Source organism: Ensifer adhaerens, from assembly GCF_020035535.1.
Taxonomy (GTDB): Bacteria; Pseudomonadota; Alphaproteobacteria; order Rhizobiales; family Rhizobiaceae; genus Ensifer.
The window spans coordinates 773317-792696 of record NZ_CP083350.1; the positions used below are offsets into that span (position 1 = coordinate 773317).

The window sequence follows — 19380 nt, forward strand, 5'->3', positions numbered from 1 at the left end:
TGCGGGCCCGACAGACTGGTGACCTGATGCCGACCTCTCCGCTTCTCGTTGAAGGCTTTTCCCAAAGCCACATTCCCGAAATGCTCGACTGGTTCTCGAACCTCGAAGCGCTGGTGCAATGGGGCGGCCCCGGCCTGTCCTTCCCGCTCGAGGCGGGGCAGCTCGATGCCATGATCGCGGAAACCTTTGGCGCCGAACCCGGGCGGTCCATGTTCGCCGGTCTGGTCGACGACAAGCTTGCCGGCCATGCGCAGGTAGCACTCGATTGGCAGAACGGTCTCGGCCGTCTCAGCCGGGTCGCCATCAATCCGCGCATGCGCGGCCGGGGCCTCGCCCAGCCATTCCTGCGCGAGGTAACCAGCCGCTTCTTCGCCAACCCTGCCTTCGAGCGACTGGAACTCAACGTCTACACGTTCAACGAGGCGGCAATCCGCACCTACCGCAGCCTCGGCTTTCGCGAGGAAGGCGTGCGGCGATCCTCGGCCAAGGTCGGTAACGCCCGTTGGGACACGGCGATCTACGGCCTGCTCAGGAACGAGTGGAACTGACGGCGCGGCGAAACGTCAGTACGGCAGCCCAACATAATTCTCGGCAAGCACCGTCTCGGCGGCAACCGAATGGGTGAGGTAGTCGAGCTCGGCTTCCTGGATGCGCTGGTCGAAATCCCCGGTGTCCGGAAAGCGGTGCAGCATCGTCGTCATCCACCAGGAGAAACGCACCGCCTTCCAGACGCGCGCAAGGGCCCGTGCGGAGTAAGCGTCGACGCCGGCATTCGAGCGGTCCTGATAGTGCTCGAGCAGCCCTTCGAAGAGATAATGCACGTCGCTGGCCGCGAGATTCAGCCCCTTCGCGCCCGTCGGCGGAACGATATGGGCGGCATCGCCGACCAGAAAGAGCCGGCCGAAACGCATCGGCTCGGCGACAAATGATCGGAGCGGCGCGATCGACTTCTCGAAAGACGGTCCGGTCACCATCGCCTCGGCATGATGCTGCGGCAGCCGCCGGCGCAACTCATCCCAGAAGCGGTCGTCGGACCAGTCTTCGATCTTTTCGCTCACCGCGCATTGAATGTAGTAGCGGCTGCGCGTCTGGGAGCGCATCGAGCAAAGCGCAAAGCCACGCGGATGGTTGGCATAAATAAGTTCGTGATCGACCGGCGGCACGTCGGCGAGGATACCGAGCCAGCCGAAGGGGTAGACCTTTTCGAAGGTGTGCAACGCCTTTTCGGGCACTGACTTGCGGCTGACACCGTGAAAGCCGTCGCAGCCAGCGATGAAGTCGCAGTCGATGCGCTGGGTTGCGCCATCCTTCTCAAAGGTGACGTAGGGCAGATGGCCGTCAAAATCATGCGGCTCGACATGGGCGACCTCATAGATCGTCGTCGCGCCGGATTGTTCGCGGCGCTCCATCAGGTCGCGCGTCAGTTCCGTCTGGCCATAGACCATCACGCGTTTGCCGCCGGTGAGATGCAACAGATCGATGCGGTGGTCACGGCCGTCGAAGGCGAGCGAGAAGCCGTCATGCGGCAGCCCCTCCTTGTGCATCCGCGCGCCGGCCCTGGCGCGATCCATCAAACCGACCGTCCCTTCCTCCAGCACGCCGGCGCGCACGCGGCCGAGGATATAGTCCTTGCTCACGCGATCGAGGATGACATTGTCGATGCCGGCCTCCGTCAGCAATTGCCCAAGCAGCAGCCCCGATGGACCCGACCCGATGATGACGACCTTGGTGCGCATGCTCTCCTCCGGCATTGTCTTTCGGCAGAATTGTCTTTTGACAAAATCTGCGCGCGGCCGGCTTCGCTCTCAATGGACAAAGCCGACATGAAATTGCACAAATCGAACATGGCTTCAGAGCGCGCGACATGAAGAAGACGGTTCCGACCTACGAACTCTATGGAGAAAAGACCGGTGAACGGCCGGATTTCTGGCTGCATTGCGAGACCATCCCGTCACGAAGCAGCCTCTACCACTGGGAAATCGGGCTGCACCGGCACGAGAGCTTCTTTCAGATCTTGTACATTGCCGGCGGCTCGGGCGATGCGGTCTTTGGCAGTGGCGTGCACATGATCGAACCGCCTATGGTCATCACCGTTCCGCCGGCGCTTAACCACGGCTTCCGCTTCTCGCGCAACATCGACGGCTTCGTCTTCACCATTCTGGCGTCCCATCTGAAGACATCACCCGGCGAGCGCAACCGGCTCGGCTCCTGGCTCGCGGCGCCGCATATGACCCGGCTCGATGACCGCGAGGATGCGGCCTATATCGCCGCGACCCTCACACGTTTGGCCAAGGAATGGGAGACCAGCCGCAGCAATCGCGCAGACCTGCTGGATGCGTATCTTACCTCCGTCCTGACGCTGACAGCGCGCCTCGACGAAGCGAGCGACGAGCGGGACGATACAGCCGACAGTGAAAACGAACGAAGAGTCCAGCGCTTCCAGGCGCTTTTGCAGCAGCACCACCGCTCGCATTGGCCGGCCGCCGCCTATGCCCGCGAGCTCGGCCTGTCGCCGACCCATCTCAACCGGATCACGCGCGCGATCGCCGGTCTCAGCGCTCACGAGATGATCGCGCAAAAGCTTGTCGGTGAGGCGCGGCGCGAACTCGTTTTCACCCGCGCCAGCGTCCAGGAAATCAGCTTCCGCCTTGGCTTCGCCGATCCCGCCTATTTCTCCCGTTTCTTCCTGCGCCAGACGGGCGTGACACCCCGCGCCTGGCGGCTGGCAGAGCGGGACAGGCTCGGCGCCTGACCCGCCAACAACATCGCCCTGCGCGGAAATTGCATACAATCCAAAAAGACTTTTGCAACGACTCAAAACGGGAGCAGAATCAAGGCTCGGGTCCGAGGGGGACCCGGAGGATATACGGAGGAAGACATGGCAGTACGCGATCCGTCGCCCTCGTTGTATAACGAGGATCTGGCACCGGCCGAGGAGCGCCGTTGGGGCGCTTTCAGCATCTTCAATGTATGGACATCCGACGTGCATAGCCTGTGGGGCTATTACCTCGCAGCAAGTCTGTTCCTGCTCTGCGGCAGCTTCGTGAACTTCGTCATCGCGATCGGCATCGGATCGCTGGTGATCTTCTTCCTGATGAGCCTCGTCGGCAATGCGGGCGTTCGTACCGGTGTGCCCTTCCCGGTACTCGCGCGCGCCTCCTTCGGCACCTTCGGCGCAAACGTGCCGGCGCTGGTGCGCGCCGTCGTCGCCTGCTTCTGGTATGGCGCACAGACGGCCGCCGCCTCGGGCGCGATCGTCGCCCTTCTCGTCCGCAACGAAAGCATGCTGGCCTTCCACCAGAACAGCCACATGCTCGGCCACTCGACGCTCGAGGTCATCTGCTACGTCGTCGTCTGGTCGCTGCAACTGTTGATCATCCAGCGCGGCATGGAGACCGTGCGCAAGTTTCAGGACTGGGCTGGCCCCGCGGTCTGGATCATGATGCTGATCCTTGCCGTCTACCTGATCGTCAAATCGGGCACCTTCTCCTTCGGCTCGGAAATTCCGCGCGACGTGCTCATCGAGAAAACCAGGGATGCGGGCGTGCCCTGGGAGCCCGGCAGCTTCCCCGCACTTGCGGCAGTCGCCGCCACCTGGATCACCTATTTCGCAGCGCTCTATCTGAACTTCTGCGACTTCTCGCGTTATGCGACGGACGTAAAGACGCTGCGCAAGGGCAATCTCTGGGGCCTGCCGATCAATCTGCTTGCCTTCTGCCTCGTTGCCGGCGTGACGACGACGGCCGCCTTTGCCGTCTATGGCGAAGTGCTGCTGCACCCGGACCAGATTTCGGCGAAATTCGACAGCTGGTTCCTGGCGCTGCTTGCGGCTCTCACCTTTGCGGTGGCAACGCTTGGCATCAACGTGGTGGCGAACTTCGTGTCGCCCGCCTTCGATTTCGCCAACGTCTTTCCGCGGCAGATCAACTTCAAGCGCGGCGGCTATATCGCAGCCTTGATAGCCCTCGTCCTCTATCCCTTCGCCCCTTGGGAAACGGGTGCGGCGCATTTCGTCAACTTCATCGGGTCGACGATGGGGCCGATCTTCGGGGTGATGATGGTCGACTACTATCTCATCCGCAGGGGGCAACTGAACGTCGAAGCGCTCTACCATGAGGATGGCGAGTTCCGCTTCCAGGGCGGATGGCACGGCAGCGCCTTCGTCGCCTTTGCGATCGGCGCTCTGTTCTCGTCGATCCTGCCGACATTCACCAACGTCCTGCCGGCCTGGTGGGGAATCTATGGCTGGTTCTTCGGCGTCGCGATCGGCGGGGCGATCTACTATGTGCTGAGGATCGGCGAACGCAAGCCGGCCTTTGCCTCCTAGTCGTCCAGCGCCGCACCCGGTCAGACGATCGGGTGCGGCCTCGAGGCCATCACGAGCCTCGGCCCGGGCGACCCAGAATCTGGCGAACGCCTTCCTTGGTAAAGGGCTGGGCCAATTGCTTCAGAAAGCCCGGCGCGATCTGCCCCTTGATGCCGATGTCGGTGGAGGATGGGCGGTTGGGGTTATAGTAGGTCCTGAAAATCAGATCCCAGATCACGACGTTCTCGCCGTAGTTCATGTTGCCTTCGCTCAGATCCTTCGAATGGTGCCAGCGATGCAGGCGCGGTGTGCTGAAGACATAGTCGAAGACACCGGTGCGCATATCGACATTGCAATGCGTAAGGATGCCCATGAACGCCGTAACGGCCCCAAGCCACCAGAAAACATGAAGCGGCGCGCCGAGGAAATAAAGCGGGATCTGGCTCATTGCGAGCTTGAAGAGCGAATCGGCAACGTGGAAACGGCCGGTATTGATGACCCAGAGCCGCACGACGCTGTGATGCAGGGCGTGAAACCGCCAGAAGAACAGCTTTTCATGGGCGATGCGATGCGCCCAATAGAGACCCAGTTCGGCGATCACCACCGCCAGCGCCACCTGAACCATCATCGGCCAATCGGCCGGCCAAAGCCCGAACTTCAGCGCGGCAAGCGGCTGCAGGATGTTGGCGGCATACATGGGGAAGACGGCGGCGATCAGGCCCGCCAGTTGCAGCAGCCCCTTCGTCGCCAGCGTATGCCCGATGTCGTTCACCGTCTCGCCATCTGATAAGAGCCAGCGCCGCTCGTAGGGGATGTAGCGCTCGAGAAGGAACAGGGCAAAGACTGCGGCGGCATAGACCGTCGCGAAAGCGATCATCGGGTGGGTGCTTGCAAAGGCGAAGTACGAACCCAACAGCCCGGAAAAGAACACCAGAGGCCAGGACAGGTATCGCAACATTCGCTTTAGCAGGTACCCGGCCTTCGCAAGGGCGCGGCGGCGCTCTGAAATCATCAACGACGCTCCATCCAATCCAGCAATTCGCGGCATGTGCGCGGGCGGCCGTCGCTGACGCGCCCATCGGAACATGCATCCAGGCGATAGTCCGGCTCGGACCGATCGCCCCACCTCTTGCCGACATACATGTGCCGGATCTCGGTGCATGTGCGCGGTTTTCCGTCACTTAACCGACCATCACGACAGGGATCGTACAGATGCTGTGCGGTCCGCTGCGGATCGTCCGCAATCCACAGCCCTTTGTCGTCGGCATGACTCGAGCCCGCACCGAACAGCAGCATCCACATTGGCAAGACGACCAACCGCATCGACAACCGTCCTTGTTTGAAACGTCATTGCCGAACTTTGAGGGGAGCGGATTACACGAGCATTGCGGAAAGCCGAAGGATGCAACCGGACACAGGCCGAAGCAACCTTTCATTGACTGTGAAAAGAGAATCTGAAATTCTCTTTTCACAGTCAGAAGGAGACGCGCCGATGCGCCCGATGAACAGCGAAGCCTCGCCGGACCAATTGGAAAGCCTGGCATCACTGGACGCAACCGATCAGGCCCGACTTGTATCAACCGGCGCGGTCTCTCCGCTTGAACTCGTCGATGCCGCGATAAAGCGCATCGAACGGCTGAACCCGCACCTCAACGTCCTTGCCTCCAGCGACTTCGATCTTGCCCGCAAACAAGCCCGGGAGATGCGGCCGACGGCGGGCATGCCTTTTGCCGGCGTGCCGACACTGCTGAAAGACCTGCTCGGCTATCCCGGCCACCATGCCGGTTTCGGCTCCCGGTTGTTCAAGGGGCAACCCGCTCAAGGCGGATCGGAATATACCGCGGCGCTCGACGCGGCCGGCCTGATTGTCCTCGGCAAATCGACGACATCGGAGTTCGGCCTGCTCGGCACCACAGAGACACTCGCCCATGGCGCGACGAAGAACCCCTGGAACCCGTCCCTTTCGACGGGCGGATCGTCGGGGGGCGCCGTCGCGGCCGTCGCCTCCGGCATGGTGCCGATCGCCCACGCGTCCGACGGTGGCGGATCGATCCGTGGGCCTTCCTCCTTCTGCGGGCTCTTCGGCTTCAAGCCGAGCCGCGACCGCACGGTGAATGCCGGCCTGCCGCCGACCATGCCCACGGCGCGGCTGATCGGCGACCATTGCGTCAGTCGATCGGTACGCGACAGCGCCACCTGGCTTGCCGCAACGGAACGCAAGGACGTGCCCCAAGCCCTGCCCTCGATCGACGACCTGAAGCGCGGATCACGGAAGCGGCTGCGCATCGGCGTCTATCGGCGCGATGCCTTCGGGCACGGCGTTTCCGCATCAGGCGAAGACGCGCTGAACACCGCCATTTCGGTCTGCGAGGCGCTCGGCCACGACGTCATCGCGTGCGATGGCCCCGATGTCGACGCGCGGGAAATCAGCCAGGCATTCTTCGCGCTGACCGGCACCGCCCTCGCCGGCCTGTTCGACCAGATCGCGGCCATGATGGGCGGTGCCTTCGACGAGGCCCTGTTCGAGCCATATACTGTCGAGCTCGTCCGACGCGCGCGGCGACTGCCGGAGGCAGCCATCGCGGACGCCATGAGGGCGACGGCGATCGCCGAAGCACAGGCAAACCGGACGATCGCCGCCTATGACGTGCTGCTCTCGCCCACCGTTCCCTTCTCCGCCTTCCCGCTTGGGACGGAGGGCCCGACTGAGGATCCGGACCAACTCATCGCCTTCACCGAACGGCTCGCCGGCTTCACCAATGTGGCTTCCTTCGCCGGATGGCCGGCCATGTCGGTGCCGCTTTGCTGGACGCAGGACGGACTGCCGCTCGGGTGCCACTTCGCCGCTGCAACGGGCGAGGATGCGCTGCTCTTCTCGCTTGCCTTCCAGCTGGAAGAAGCTATGCCCTGGCAGCCAAGACTGGTCGCGCTTTCGGAAAGGCTCTCATGCCTCAGCGCCTGAAACAGGAAGTGCGCGAGCGGCTCATTGCGGCCGCGGCTGCGGTATTCGCCGAGCAGGGCTTCGAGAAGGCAAAGCTTGCCGATGTCGCGGAGCGCGCCGGTACGAGCCCCAGCAACATCTACAAATATTTCGCCGACAAGGAGGCTCTGTTCCATGAGGTCGTGACGCCATCTCTTGCCGGGAAATTGCTGCGGCTTTTGCGCGCCCGCGTGCGGGAGCTGCGCTCGATCGGCAACTGGCTGACGGCAGATGCCCGGGGCTCGGAGCCTGCCCGGGCCCTTCTGTCCTTCTGGATCGAACAGCGGTTCGCCGTCCTGATCCTGCTTCGCGGCGCGGACGGCACACGCTTTGCCCATGTCAGAGGCCTGATGGTGCGCGAGATGACCCGGCTTGCGTCGCGATACATGATCGAGACCCAGGGCGAAGCAGCGCTCTCGCCGCTGATGCGCTTCATGCTCGAGCGCACCTTCACCAGAACCATAGACACGATCGCCGACACGCTCGGAGCGCACGAGGACGCACCATCCATTCAGGTCGCGATCGACCTCTTCTGGCGCTATCAGCTCGCAGGGCTGCAGTCGCTGATGGCGCCGGCAAAACCTTGAGGCGCGGCGATGCTATCAGTCGCCGGAATAGCGCTCCTCCCGCCACGGATCGCCGCGCATGTGATAGCCGTTCTTCTCCCAGAAACCGGCGGCGTCGCCGGCGCGAAAATCGATCCGCGTCAGCCACTTGGCGCTCTTCCACAAATAGAGGTGCGGAACGATCAGCCGCATCGGCCCGCCGTGGGTTCGGGTGATCGGCTGCCCCTCCCACTCCGTCGCCAGGATCGCATCTTCCGCGGCGAAGTCCTCGAGCGGCAAATTGGTCGTGTAGCCGTCATAGCTCGTCAGCATGACGTGGCTCGCCTCGGGCTTCGGCATCACCTGGTCCAAGAGGTCGCGGGTCGCGACACCCTGCCAGCGATTGTCATAGCGCGACCAGGTGGTGACGCAGTGCATGTCCGAAAGCCTGTCGCTTTGCGGCAGAGCCCTGAAATCAGCCCAGCCGAGCGACAAGGGATGCTCGACCACCCCCCTAACATCCAGCCGCCAGCTTTCCGTTCGAATGATCGGCTGCTGACCGAGGTCGAGTACCGGCCAGTCCTTGACCAGATGCTGGCCCGGCGGCAGCCGTTCGTCTTCCGGTCGGGTGACCTTTCCGGTCAGGAACTTGCCATCGGCGGCCCAGCGCCGCTTCGTCGTCGTGAGCTTGGTTTCCGGCGGATGCGTGTCGTCGGTCATGATGCTCTTCTCCCCGGCCCGAATTCACTCGCCAAGTGGGAATAAGAAGGGCGACGGCGCGCAAGGTCAAGCGCCAGGCTCGACGGTGCTATCTCAGAACCACACGCAGCGCCGCCTGTGTCTCCTTGAGCAGCGGCAGATAGCGCTCCACCATCTCCGCTGCGGCCACATGTGCGGCCGGCGCACCGATGTTCAGCGCCGCAACGATCCGGCCGCGATCGTTCTCGAGCGGCACGGCAATCGAGCAGAGACCAAGCTCCAGTTCCTGATCGATCAGCGCGTAGCCCTGGTCGCGCACGCGGCGGAACTCGGCCATCAGGTCCTCCGGATCCGTTTTCGTATAGGGCGTGTTCGCCTTGAGGTTCGATCGTGAAAGGATCTCTCGCGCCTCTTGTTCCGGCAGTGCTGCGAGCCACACTCGCCCCATGGAGGCGCAATAGGCGGGCAGGCGCGAGCCGGTCGTCAGGTTGATCGACATCACCCGCTTCTGCGAGGCGCGGGCGATATAGACGATTTCGGCTCCGTCCAGCACCGAGGCCGAGGCGCTCTGGCCGGCGCGATCCGAAAGCTGATCGAGATAGGGCTGGATGATCGTCGGTAGCGGTGTAGCTGACAAGTAGGCATGGCCGAGGCGCAGGATCTTCGGCGTCAGCGCGAAGAACTTGCCGTCATAGTCGGCATAGCCGAGCTCGGAGAGGGTCAACAGCGATCGGCGCACCGTCGCCCGGTCAAGCCCGGTGATCTTGGACGCCTCGGCGATCGACAGCTTCGGCCGCGTTTCATCGAAGGCTTCGATCACCGTCAAGCCCCGCGCAAAACCGCTGACGAAATCTGTTTCCCGCATCCTTGCCTCCCAAATCACGCCATTCGATTTTGTGCGATATACGAACAAAAGTCAAATATCGCACAAAATATTTGACCGATCCGGACGATCGGCGCTTATTGGCATGCGGAAGAGCTAGTCGTCGCCGCCAGACAGGCCGCAGGCGCCAACACAACAGCAGACGAAGAGAGGAAACATGGCGAAGATCGTTTCGCTCGCCGAGGCCGTCGGCGACAATGTCAGGGATGGCGACACCGTCGCCATGGAAGGCTTCACCCATCTGATCCCCTATGCCGCAGGCCATGAGGTGATCCGCCAGGGTCGCAAGGACCTCTATCTCGTGCGCATGACGCCCGATATTCTCTACGACCAGCTGATCGGCGTTGGTGCGGCGCGCGGCATGAAGTTTTCCTGGGGCGGCAATCCGGGCGTCGGCTCGCTGCATCGCTTCCGTGACGCCGTCGAAAACCAGTGGCCGCGCCCGCTGGAGATCGAGGAACATTCCCACGCGGCTATGGCCAATGCCTATGAAGCGGGCGCCGCCAACCTGCCGTTTGCGGCGCTGCGTGGCTACATTGGCGCCGACCTGCCGAAGGTGAACCCTAATATCAAGTCGGTCACCTGCCCGTTTACCGGCGAAGTGCTCGCCGCCGTGCCGGCGATCCGCCCTGACGTCACGATCATTCATGCGCAACGCGCCGACAGGAAGGGCAACGTGCTGATCGAAGGCATCGTCGGCGTGCAGAAGGAGGCGGTTCTTGCCGCCAAGCGCTCGATCGTCACGGTCGAGGAGATCGTCGACGAGCTCAACCCGCCGTCGCCCAATTCCCTCGTTCTGCCCAGCTGGGCGGTCACATCCGTTGCCCATGTTCCGGGCGGCGCCTTCCCGTCCTACGCGCACGGCTACTATCCGCGCTCCAACGCCTTCTACATTGGCTGGGACGAGATCGCCCGCGACCGCGACAGCTTCACCGCCTGGATCAAGGAAAACGTGCTCGACTCCAGACCGGAAGATTTCGCCAAGCATGCCGGCAGCAGACCGGCCAAAGCGGCCTGAGGGAGGATAGGATGAGCGATTTTACCCCCACCGAAATGATGACGATCGCCGCCGCCCGGGCGCTTTCCAACGACGACGTCTGCTTCGTCGGCATCGGCGCGCCGTCTGCCGCCTGCAACGTCGCGCGGCTGACGCATGCGCCGGATATCACGCTGATCTACGAAAGCGGCACGGTCGGGACCAAGCCGGACGTGCTGCCGCTTTCGATCGGCGACGGCGAACTCTGCGACACCGCCCTCTTCACCGTCTCCGTGCCGGAAATGTTCCGTTACTGGCTGCAGGGCGGCCGCATCACCACCGGCTTTCTCGGCGGCGCCCAGATCGACAGGTTCGCCAATCTCAACACCACGGTCGTCGGCCCCTATGACCATCCGAAAGTGCGCCTCCCCGGCGGCGGCGGCGCGCCGGAGATCGCCTCCAATTGCGGCCGCATCTTCATCACCATGGCGCTCTCAAAGCGCGGCTTTGTCGAGAAGCTTCCCTTCATCACCTCCATGGGCCATGGCGAAGGTGGCGACCACCGCGAACGGCTCGGCATGAAGACCAAGGGACCGACCCGCGTCATCACAGACCTCTGCATCCTCGAACCGGATCCGCAGACCAAGGAACTGACCGTCGTTTCCATCCATCCGGGTGTTACGCGCGAGCAGATCGTCGAGAATTGCGGCTGGGCGATCAAGTTCGCGGATCAAGTGATCGAGACGCCGGCTCCAACCGACCTGGAACTGACCACCCTTCGCGACATCAATGCCCGCACCAAGAAGGCGCACCAGGGCAAAAAGGAGGCTGCATGATGGCCGAGGCTTTCATCTGCGACTACATCCGCACCCCAATCGGCCGTTTCGGCGGCTCGCTCTCCTCCGTCCGGGCCGACGATCTCGGCGCGATCCCGCTGAAGGCGCTGCTCGAACGCAACGCCGACGTCGACTGGGACGCCGTCGACGACGTGATCTTCGGCTGTGCCAACCAGGCGGGCGAGGACAATCGCAACGTCGCGCGCATGTCGCTGCTCTTGGCCGGTCTACCGGTCGGCGTGACCGGGACCACGATCAACCGCCTCTGCGGCTCCGGCATGGATGCGGTCATCGCGGCGGCCCGCGCCATCAAGGCGGGCGAGGCCGAGCTGATGATCGCCGGGGGCGTCGAAAGCATGTCGCGTGCACCCTTCGTGATGCCGAAGGCCGACACCGCCTTCTCCCGCAATGCCGAGATCTACGACACGACCATCGGCTGGCGCTTCATCAATCCGGTCATGAAGAAACAATACGGTGTCGATTCCATGCCCGAGACCGGCGAGAACGTCGCCGCGGATTTCCATGTCAGCCGCGAGGACCAGGATGCCTTCGCCGTCCGCAGCCAGGCGAAGGCTGCTGCCGCGCAGGGCAACGGCCGGCTGGCGAAGGAGATCGTTGCCGTGACGATCCCACAGCGAAAGGGCGAGCCTGTCATTGTCGATCGCGACGAGCACCCGCGCGCAACGACGATGGAGGCGCTCGCCAAGCTCGGCACGCCCTTCAAAAAGGAAGGCGGCACGGTGACGGCCGGCAACGCCTCCGGCGTCAACGACGGCGCGACCGCCCTGATCATCGCCTCGGAAGCGGCCATAAAGAAGTACGGGCTCAGGCCGATCGCGCGCGTTCTCGGCGGTGCTGCCGCCGGCGTGCCGCCACGCATCATGGGCATGGGACCGGCGCCAGCGTCGAAGAAACTGATGGCGCGCCTCGGGCTGAAGCAGCCGCAGTTCGATGTCATCGAGCTCAACGAAGCCTTCGCCTCGCAGGGCCTTGCCGTTCTTCGCGACCTCGGCATTGCCGACGACGATCAGCGCGTCAACCGCAACGGCGGCGCCATCGCGCTCGGCCACCCGCTCGGCATGTCCGGCGCCCGCATCACTGGTACGGCAGCACTCGAGCTGCAGGAAACCGGCGGGCGCTATTCGCTCTCGACCATGTGCATCGGCGTCGGGCAGGGCATCGCGGTGGCGCTGGAGCGGGTCTGACCGCGGAAACAATACCGTCTAACGCAACGAGCCCGTCCTTTGGTAAGGACGGGCTCGTTGATTCGAGCGATTGAAAAGCCGGAGGCAGCCAATTTCTCCGTCATTCCTGTGCTTGTCACAGGAATCCAGCAGGCCCAAGGACTTGGGCCGAGAGAGTCTCTGACCCGACGGACGTCGGGTCGCTGGATCCCCGCCACGAGGGCGAGGATGAAGCAGATTGAGGGCTCTCCCGCCAAACACCACTGTCAGCGTTCGAAGCGGCCTCTCCGCCCTGTGCTATTCCGACCAGATCGCAACGTCGACGGGGCCGAGCTTACGGCCGCCGACGTGGAAGGTTGCGCCCGCAGACGCCGGCACGTCCACGGCCGTCTTGCCGTAGTTGAAGGCGAAAGCGAGCTTGCCGCGGCGGGTGATGCGCAGATCGCCGAGATCGGCCAGCGCTTCGACCGAGGCCCAGCCGAGCGCATCGCCAATCACCTTGTCCAGGAGCCCGCCGCGAGCGCCGGTTGCCATGTAGCGCGCCTTGTCATTGCCGACGAGCGCCGGAGCGCCATTGCGATAGTCGCCCTCGAAGGTCGCAAGCACGGTTTCGTTGGTGCGGACCGTTTCGCGCCAAACGCCGGCCGGATAGGTCTCGTTGCCGTAGAGTACACTTTCACCGTGAAACTCCGGCAGCGACTCGACGCGGGCGACGCTGACGTCGATCAGTGAGGCGAGCGGGCCCGGCGGCAGGCCCTCGGGGATGTGCATGTCCTCGGTTTTGCTGCCGCTGCGCGGTCCGAAAAGCACCTTGGCACCGGAGGCCGCAAGCTTCTGAACGAAGGCCTGGTCGGGAATGACGAGGTCGGGTGCCAGCACCAGCTGGTAGCCGTCGAGGTCCGAGTGCTGGCCGATGAAATCGACGTCGACTCCAAGGCGGGCAACCGTCGAATACCAGTCGAGCGCGATCTGCGACGCCAGATAGGTGCTGCCCTGCGGCAGCGCACGCGTCGCCCAGCGCGAATTGTAGTCGAGCAGGATCGCGACCTTCGCCTTCTCGCGGCGCTCACCCTTCGGCAGACGCTTCATCTCCTCGGCCACCTGCGCGACTTCGAGATAGCCCTGGTCGGCCTCGCTGTTCGGCAGGAGCAGGCCGGCATGGAACTGCTCCTGCGCGAACGGCACCTGCCGCCAGCGGAAATAGGAGACCATATCGACGCCATGGGCATAGGCAAGCCAGGTCCAGAGGCGAACCATGCCGTCGGCCGGCGACTGGTTGTGCGAGGCCCAGTTCACCGGGCCCGGCTGTTGCTCCATCACCCAAACGCGGCCGTTGCCGACGGCGCGGTAGAGGTCGTGGTTGAAGGCCGGTTGGTCCGGATCGCCGACGCGCAGATACCGGCCCTTGTCTTCCGACGAGAGACGGCCGTTGAGCAGACCGCCCATCGGATAGACGTCCCATGACGCGATATCGATGTCCTCGCCGACCTTATAGTGATCGAAGTCGGTGTTCTGCGACATGAAATTGTGCGTGACCGGGCGGCCCGGAGAATGCTTGCGGATGATGTCGACCTGTGCCTTGTTGAAGCTCTTCACCTGGTCGGAGGAGAAGCGGATGTAGTCGACGATATGGGTCGGGCTCGGCTCTTCCACGAGGTTGTTCGGAAGCTCGACCTCGTCGAAGCTCAGATAGTTCATCGCCCAGAAGGCCGTACCCCAGGCGCGGTTCAGCTCCTCGACCGTGCCATAACGGACTTCGAGCCATTCGCGGAAGGCGCGCAGCGCCTCGTCGGAATAGCTGTAGATCGTGTCGTGGTCGCCGTACTCGTTATCCGTCTGCCAGGCATGGACGAAAGTGTTCTTGCCATAGCGCTCGGCCATGGCTTCGGAAATGCGTGCCGCCTCGATGCGGTAGCGGCGGCTGGAGAAGCAATAGTGGCGGCGGGCGCCGAACTTGCGCACCACACCCTTGACGTCGACCGGCAGGATGTCCGGATTGCGATCGATCAGCCACTTCGGCGGTGCGGCGGTCGGCGTTCCCAAGATCACCTTGAGGCCTGCATTGCCGAGTACCTCGATGGCGTCGTCCAGCCACTCCCAATGGAACTCGCCCGAGCGGGGCTCGATCTTCGCCCAGGCGAATTCACCGATGCGCACCCAAGCAAGGCCGAGCTCGACCATGCGGCGGGCATCCTCTTCCCATTTTTCGCGCGGCCACTGCTCCGGATAGTAGCAGACGCCGAGTTCCAGCATGTCGGTCTGCTGCTCTTTGGCGTTGAAGCGGTTCGATCTCGTCAGGGGCATGTGCACGGGTCCGGTCCTTCGTCATTCTCTCGGCCGGTTGGGTCCGGCCTCGGGTTTGTCAGTACGGCCTTGAAATATAAACGTTTATATTCAAAGACATGAAAGAGCGCCCAGATTGGGCGCGAAATTCGTCAACGGTTCGGGTTCAAGCGGTCGTCGCAGCGCTCGATCAGGTTCGGCATCAGAAGCGTCTGCAGCGCCTCCGGCGGCTCGCCCTCCATGCGCCTGAGGATGTAGGCGCCGAGCAGGCTGCTCGGTTCGCTGATCGGCAGATAGTAGGTGGTGATCGGCGGCGCGAAATACTGGCTGACATTGAGATCGTCGGTGGCGTTGATCACCGCGTCACGGCCGTGCACCAGCCCGCGCTCATGGAAGCCCGAGAAAGCGCCGAGTGCGGAGGCTTCGTTGGCGCAGATATAGGCGGTCGGCGGATCGCTCAGCTCCGACATGGTCAGCACGTTCTCGCGGCCGAAGGCCGGCGTCAGCCGGCCATGGGCGACGAGCGCCGGATCATAGGGGAGGCCTGCGACTTCAAGCGCATGTTTGTAGGCCTCGAGCCGAGTGATGCCGTAGCTCAGGTCCGAGAGCGGATTGAGCAGCGCGATGCGGCGATGGCCGCGCTCGGTGAGCCGCGCCATCGACACCCGGATCATCTGCTCGTTGTCGGCATCGACATAGGCATGCGGCGCATTGTGAATGCTGGTGCCGTAGGTGACGAACGGGAAGTCCGCCGCCTGCATGGTGCGGATGCGTGGATCGTCGGCGCGCGTGCCGGAGATGATGATGCCGTCGGCCTTTTTCAGCGATACGATCTGCTTGATGACCGCCTGGCTTTCTTCAAAATTCCGGACCGCATAGAGCGAGACGCGATAGGGGCTGTCTTCGAGCGCCCAGGAAATGCCGCTCAGGAGCTGGGCGTATTCGACGCCTTCCCATTCGTTCTGCTTCGGGCCCGGCGCGGTCATGATGGCTGCGACCTGATAGGTCTTGCCGGTGCGCAACTGCACGCCATGCATGTTGAGCTCGTAGCCGACGCGTTCCGCCGCCTCGATTACGATCGCGCGCGTCTCCGGGCGAACCTGAGGCGAATGCTTCAGGGCCTTGGAAACGGTGGCGATGGAAAGCCCCGTCTCCTGCGCAATGGTCTTGATCGTCGGTCTCTGCATGGCGGTTCTGCTCGTCACGGGTTGTCAGCGCTGAGCGATGCTGCCAGCACAAGATAGACTGCGGATGTCCAGGCGAATGCGCGATCGCGAAGGCCCCTCCCCGAGCGCGCGTCGAAGTTTTCGGCCATACCGCTTTTGCTCGCAAGTGAACAGAACTTTTCCGCGACCTCATGCGCAAGTTCAATCTTCCCTTGCCGGCGCAGACCGTCCCACAGAAGCATCGTCGTCGGCGCCCAGATCGGCCCGCGCCAGTAACCGTCGTCCTCGTAGAAGGAACTCTTCGGGCTTTCAGTTGCCGGTCCCCATTCGGTGATGAAACCGCCGGCCACGAGCCGCGCGACAAGCTTCTCGCGCATGTCAGGCGTCAGACGCGAACCGAGCAGCAGCGGCATGAACTGGATGAGGTTTTCGCCCGGCAGTATCCGCTCTGGATCCGCGGCGAGCCGCGCGCCAAAGGTCTCACCGGTCCAGAGGCGCTCGAACAGCAACGCCTGCAGGTCGTCAGCTTTCCGCCGCCACGTCGCTTGGCGTTCCGTGTCGTCTTCCAGCAGATCCGCCAGCGTCTCGCAGGCAAGGATCAGGAAAACAGGCAAATCCGGCGAGATCACCGGGCCGCCTTCGGCAAAGAACGTGGCGTTGTCCCAGCCGCTGTCGTTGCCGTGGAAATAGGACGGCAGGCTCGTCGCATCCCCGCGGCCGTAGGTCAGCCAGTAATCCAACTGCTTGCCGATGGCGTCGCGCAGGTAAGACTTGCGCTCTGCCGTCAGGAAGCTCGGGTCGGCAGCCGCGATCAGCGACACCGCCCAGCCATGTACCGGCGGCTTGGTGAAGGCGAACAGCACGTCGCGGTCGTTGATGTAGTCCGGCAGCAGGCCGGAGGCGTCCTGATGGTCGAAGATTGCTGCGAACTGATCGAAGGCGAGATCCGGATCGAAGGCAGCCACACCGAGAGCGGAGAAGGCGTTGTCCCAGCTCCAGATGTTGATCATGTGGTTCTTCGACATGTAGATCGCCGGCCGCGTCAGCGCGCCACCTGCTGGAACGCCATTGGCCCAAAGCAGATAACTTGCGAGACAATGCGCCTCGTCCCGGCCTTCAACGCCCTTGGGAACACGTGCATACCATTCGGCGAATTCGGCCGCAGCACCGGAAAGCGCCTCGGCGAAGTGACCCGGACGGCCCAAAGGCGGCACGGTGCGGAAGAAATCGACATTGCCCTCGAAAGCCCCGGCCCCCGAAAACGCGAAGGACACGTCTTCGGAATGATCGTGCTGCCAGGCGCCGGTAACCTTCAGGTTGCCGGTGATAGCCCGCGGAATGAACTTGACGTTCTCGACCGCGGCGACCAGGCAATCCTCGCCTTGAGGCGTGCGGTAGACATAGTCGTAACGCGAGCCTTCGAGATGGAAGCGCACGCCGGCCCGCTTGCCGGCAATATGCAGCCGCTCCCCTTCGCCGATGACAAACGTCACCTCGCCCTCGCCGATGCGAGCATCGAGCCGTTCCGGGGAAAGCACGAGCACGGGCGTCGCGGTCATCCCGGCTGCATCGAGAAACTCGACGCGGCAGAGGCGGCCGAGCGACGGCCGCTCGTCGCCGCCGGCAACGTGGCGCAGATAAAGCGCTCGCTCGCCGTCGCGACCCGGTACCCGCATCATCGAGAGCGTCAGGAACCGGCCCCTGCGGCTGAAGGGGACAAATTCGATATCGAACAGCATGCCCTTATCCCTTCACCGACGAGCCGACCGCGCCATCCATGATGTAGCGCTGGGCGACGAAGAAGAGTGCCAGCGGCGGCAGGCAGAGGATGACGGTGATCGCGGCGATAGACGTCACATCCACCTCGTGCAGGCCCTTGAACATCGAAAGCCCGAGCGTCAGCGTGTATTTCGACTGATCGTTGAGGAAGATCAACGGGCCGAGATAGTCGTTCCAGGCGTTCATGAAGTGGAAGGTGCCGACCAGCACCAAGGCCGGCATCATCAGCGGCAGATGGATGCGCCAGTAGATGTCGAAAGCGTTGGCGCCGTCCATGCGCGCGGCTTCATCGATCTCCATCGGCACGGTCATGATGTACTGGCGCAGCAGGAAGACGAAGAAGGCGTCGGCGAAATAGGCGGGCACGATCAAGGGCTTCAGCGTGTTGATCCAGCCGAGCAGGTTGAACTCCATGTAGAGCGGGATCATTTTCACGTCCCACGGGATCATCATGGTGGCAAGCAGCAGAATAAACAGTGGGTCACGGCCGGGGAAACGGAACCGGGCAAAGCCATAGGCAACGAGCGACGAGGAGATCAGCTGGCCAATGGTCGACAGCACCACGACGATCAGCGAATTGGTGAGGTAGGTGCCGAAGGGCTGCTTGTTCCAGGCGGCGGCAAAGTTCTCCCAATGCCATTCCGACGGCCAGAAGACCGGCGGGAACTGGTAGAGCTCGGCTGAGCTTTTGATTGCCGTCATGAAGGTCCAGTAGAACGGCGCGATGAACAGCGCCGAGAGCAGGATGAGCGCGGAATAGAGCAGGGTCTTACGCATTGTGCTCTCCATCGTTCTGGCGAACTTCGCCTTCGTAATAGACCCAGGCGGCCGACCAGCGCATGACGCCGAGGCTGAGCAGAAGCACGATGATGAACATCACCCAGGAGCCGGCGGCGGCGTAGCCCATGTCGAAATACTTGAAGGCGTTGTCGTAGATGTACATGGCGAAGAAATAGGTGGAGCCGAGCGGGCCGCCCTTGGTCAGAAGCAGCGCGATCGTCAACTGCTGGAAGGCGGAGATGATCGAGGTGATGAAGGTGAAGAGCAGCATCGGCCCGAGCATCGGGAGCGTGATGAACAGCATCTGCGCCCAGCCGGGAACGCCCGAAACCGTCGCCGCCTCGTAGAGTTCCTTCGGGATCGCTTTCAGGCCCGTCAGAAGGATCAGCATGGTGCCGCCAAGCCCCCAGAGGCTGGCGATGATGATGGCGACGATCGCCAGGTTCGGGTCGCCGAGCCAGTTCGGCCCCTCGATGCCGACGAAGGACAGCATGAAGTTCAGCAGGCCGTATTCCCGGCTGTAGATCCAGCTCCAGATCGTCACCAGCGCGACGCCGGAAATGACGCTCGGCAGGTAGAAGGCAGTGCGGAAGAAGCCGCTGGCGAAGGTGATGTGGTGCAGCATCAGCGCCAGTAGGAACGACATGACGATGTTGAACGGCACGTAGATCGCCGCGAACTTCACCGTGATCCAGAGGCTTTCCCAGAACTGCGGGTCCTCGAAGAGCATGGAGCGGTAGTTCTCGAGGCCGACGAAGCTGCGCTCGCCGACGACAGGCCAGTCATAGAAGCTCATCGTCAGCGAGAAAACGAGCGGACCGAGCGTGAAGAACAGGAACCCGAGAATCCACGGGGAGATGAACAGATAGGCCGCGATGTGGCGGGCGAAGCCTGAGCGCTTGCGCTTGACCACCGTCGGCTCCGCCGCTGTTGCATAGGTCATGTCCATCTCCCCGGGCTCCC

At 63.1% G+C, this 19380-nt stretch carries 18 protein-coding genes; 8 read left to right on the forward strand and 10 right to left on the reverse strand.

Annotated features, from left to right (window positions below):
* Positions 1-26: 26 nt before the first annotated feature.
* Positions 27-548 (forward strand): GNAT family N-acetyltransferase, encoded by a 522-nt coding sequence (locus tag LAC81_RS23985; protein ID WP_223729660.1) that lies wholly within the window; start codon positions 27-29, stop codon positions 546-548.
* Positions 549-563: 15 nt separating this feature from the next.
* Here the strand turns inward: LAC81_RS23985 and pobA are convergent, their stop codons facing one another.
* Positions 564-1736 (reverse strand): 4-hydroxybenzoate 3-monooxygenase, encoded by a 1173-nt coding sequence (gene pobA / locus LAC81_RS23990; RefSeq protein WP_223729661.1) that lies wholly within the window; start codon positions 1734-1736, stop codon positions 564-566.
* Between the two features lie 128 nt (positions 1737-1864).
* On the opposite strand from pobA, the gene LAC81_RS23995 reads away from it, so the two are divergent.
* Entirely contained in the window at positions 1865-2752 is an 888-nt protein-coding gene (locus LAC81_RS23995) for a helix-turn-helix domain-containing protein (RefSeq protein WP_113539557.1), read from the forward strand.
* A 126-nt stretch (positions 2753-2878) separates the two neighbouring features.
* Positions 2879-4327: an NCS1 family nucleobase:cation symporter-1 gene (locus tag LAC81_RS24000; protein WP_223729662.1), complete on the forward strand. Its 1449-nt coding sequence runs from the start codon at positions 2879-2881 to the stop codon at positions 4325-4327.
* 49 nt (positions 4328-4376) lie between these two features.
* On the opposite strand, the gene LAC81_RS24005 is transcribed toward LAC81_RS24000, so the two are convergent.
* Together LAC81_RS24005 and LAC81_RS24010 are read right to left on the reverse strand one after the other, a co-directional pair.
* Positions 4377-5318, reverse strand: a complete 942-nt coding sequence (locus LAC81_RS24005) for a sterol desaturase family protein (protein ID WP_223729663.1) — start codon at positions 5316-5318, stop codon at positions 4377-4379.
* Complete coding sequence (locus tag LAC81_RS24010) at positions 5318-5629, reverse strand: hypothetical protein (protein WP_162768859.1); 312 nt, start codon at positions 5627-5629, stop codon at positions 5318-5320. The genes LAC81_RS24005 and LAC81_RS24010 overlap by 1 nt, the downstream gene beginning before the upstream one ends.
* Before the next feature lie 169 nt (positions 5630-5798).
* On the opposite strand from LAC81_RS24010, the gene LAC81_RS24015 reads away from it, so the two are divergent.
* Both LAC81_RS24015 and LAC81_RS24020 read left to right on the forward strand, forming a co-directional pair.
* A complete protein-coding gene (locus tag LAC81_RS24015) occupies positions 5799-7268 on the forward strand; it encodes an amidase (RefSeq protein ID WP_223729664.1) in 1470 nt (489 codons plus the stop codon).
* On the forward strand, positions 7253-7873 hold the full coding sequence (locus tag LAC81_RS24020; protein WP_223729665.1) for a TetR/AcrR family transcriptional regulator: 621 nt from the start codon (positions 7253-7255) through the stop codon (positions 7871-7873). The genes LAC81_RS24015 and LAC81_RS24020 overlap by 16 nt, the downstream gene beginning before the upstream one ends.
* A gap of 15 nt (positions 7874-7888) precedes the next feature.
* Here LAC81_RS24020 and LAC81_RS24025 read toward each other — a convergent pair whose 3' ends face one another.
* Together LAC81_RS24025 and LAC81_RS24030 are read right to left on the reverse strand one after the other, a co-directional pair.
* Positions 7889-8551 carry a sulfite oxidase-like oxidoreductase gene (locus LAC81_RS24025; protein WP_223729666.1) on the reverse strand — a complete coding sequence of 221 codons (663 nt, stop codon included), beginning with the start codon at positions 8549-8551 and terminating at the stop codon, positions 7889-7891.
* An 88-nt stretch (positions 8552-8639) separates the two neighbouring features.
* A complete protein-coding gene (locus LAC81_RS24030) occupies positions 8640-9395 on the reverse strand; it encodes an IclR family transcriptional regulator (RefSeq protein ID WP_223729667.1) in 756 nt (251 codons plus the stop codon).
* A 175-nt stretch (positions 9396-9570) separates the two neighbouring features.
* Between LAC81_RS24030 and LAC81_RS24035 the strand changes: the two genes are divergently transcribed.
* The 3 genes from LAC81_RS24035 to pcaF are packed head-to-tail and all read left to right on the forward strand — an operon-like array spanning position 9571 to position 12430.
* Positions 9571-10431, forward strand: a complete 861-nt coding sequence (locus tag LAC81_RS24035; RefSeq protein WP_223729668.1) for a CoA transferase subunit A — start codon at positions 9571-9573, stop codon at positions 10429-10431.
* Between the two features lie 11 nt (positions 10432-10442).
* Positions 10443-11225 carry a CoA-transferase subunit beta gene (locus LAC81_RS24040; protein WP_223729669.1) on the forward strand — a complete coding sequence of 261 codons (783 nt, stop codon included), beginning with the start codon at positions 10443-10445 and terminating at the stop codon, positions 11223-11225.
* On the forward strand, positions 11225-12430 hold the full coding sequence (pcaF, locus tag LAC81_RS24045) for a 3-oxoadipyl-CoA thiolase (RefSeq protein ID WP_223730310.1): 1206 nt from the start codon (positions 11225-11227) through the stop codon (positions 12428-12430). The genes LAC81_RS24040 and pcaF overlap by 1 nt, the downstream gene beginning before the upstream one ends.
* Positions 12431-12706: 276 nt before the next feature.
* Here the strand turns inward: pcaF and LAC81_RS24050 are convergent, their stop codons facing one another.
* The 5 genes from LAC81_RS24050 to LAC81_RS24070 all read right to left on the reverse strand — a co-directional run bounded on the left by LAC81_RS24050 (position 12707) and on the right by LAC81_RS24070 (position 19366).
* Positions 12707-14719, reverse strand: coding sequence for a beta-galactosidase (locus LAC81_RS24050; protein ID WP_223729670.1), 2013 nt, complete (start codon positions 14717-14719; stop codon positions 12707-12709).
* A gap of 125 nt (positions 14720-14844) precedes the next feature.
* A complete protein-coding gene (locus LAC81_RS24055; protein ID WP_223729671.1) occupies positions 14845-15879 on the reverse strand; it encodes a LacI family DNA-binding transcriptional regulator in 1035 nt (344 codons plus the stop codon).
* A gap of 14 nt (positions 15880-15893) precedes the next feature.
* On the reverse strand, positions 15894-17597 hold the full coding sequence (locus LAC81_RS24060; RefSeq protein WP_223729672.1) for an amylo-alpha-1,6-glucosidase: 1704 nt from the start codon (positions 17595-17597) through the stop codon (positions 15894-15896).
* 4 nt (positions 17598-17601) lie between these two features.
* Positions 17602-18414 (reverse strand): carbohydrate ABC transporter permease, encoded by an 813-nt coding sequence (locus tag LAC81_RS24065; RefSeq protein ID WP_043625687.1) that lies wholly within the window; start codon positions 18412-18414, stop codon positions 17602-17604.
* Positions 18407-19366, reverse strand: a complete 960-nt coding sequence (locus LAC81_RS24070; RefSeq protein ID WP_328717801.1) for a carbohydrate ABC transporter permease — start codon at positions 19364-19366, stop codon at positions 18407-18409. Before LAC81_RS24070 ends, LAC81_RS24065 begins: the two co-directional genes overlap by 8 nt.
* Positions 19367-19380: the final 14 nt, after the last annotated feature.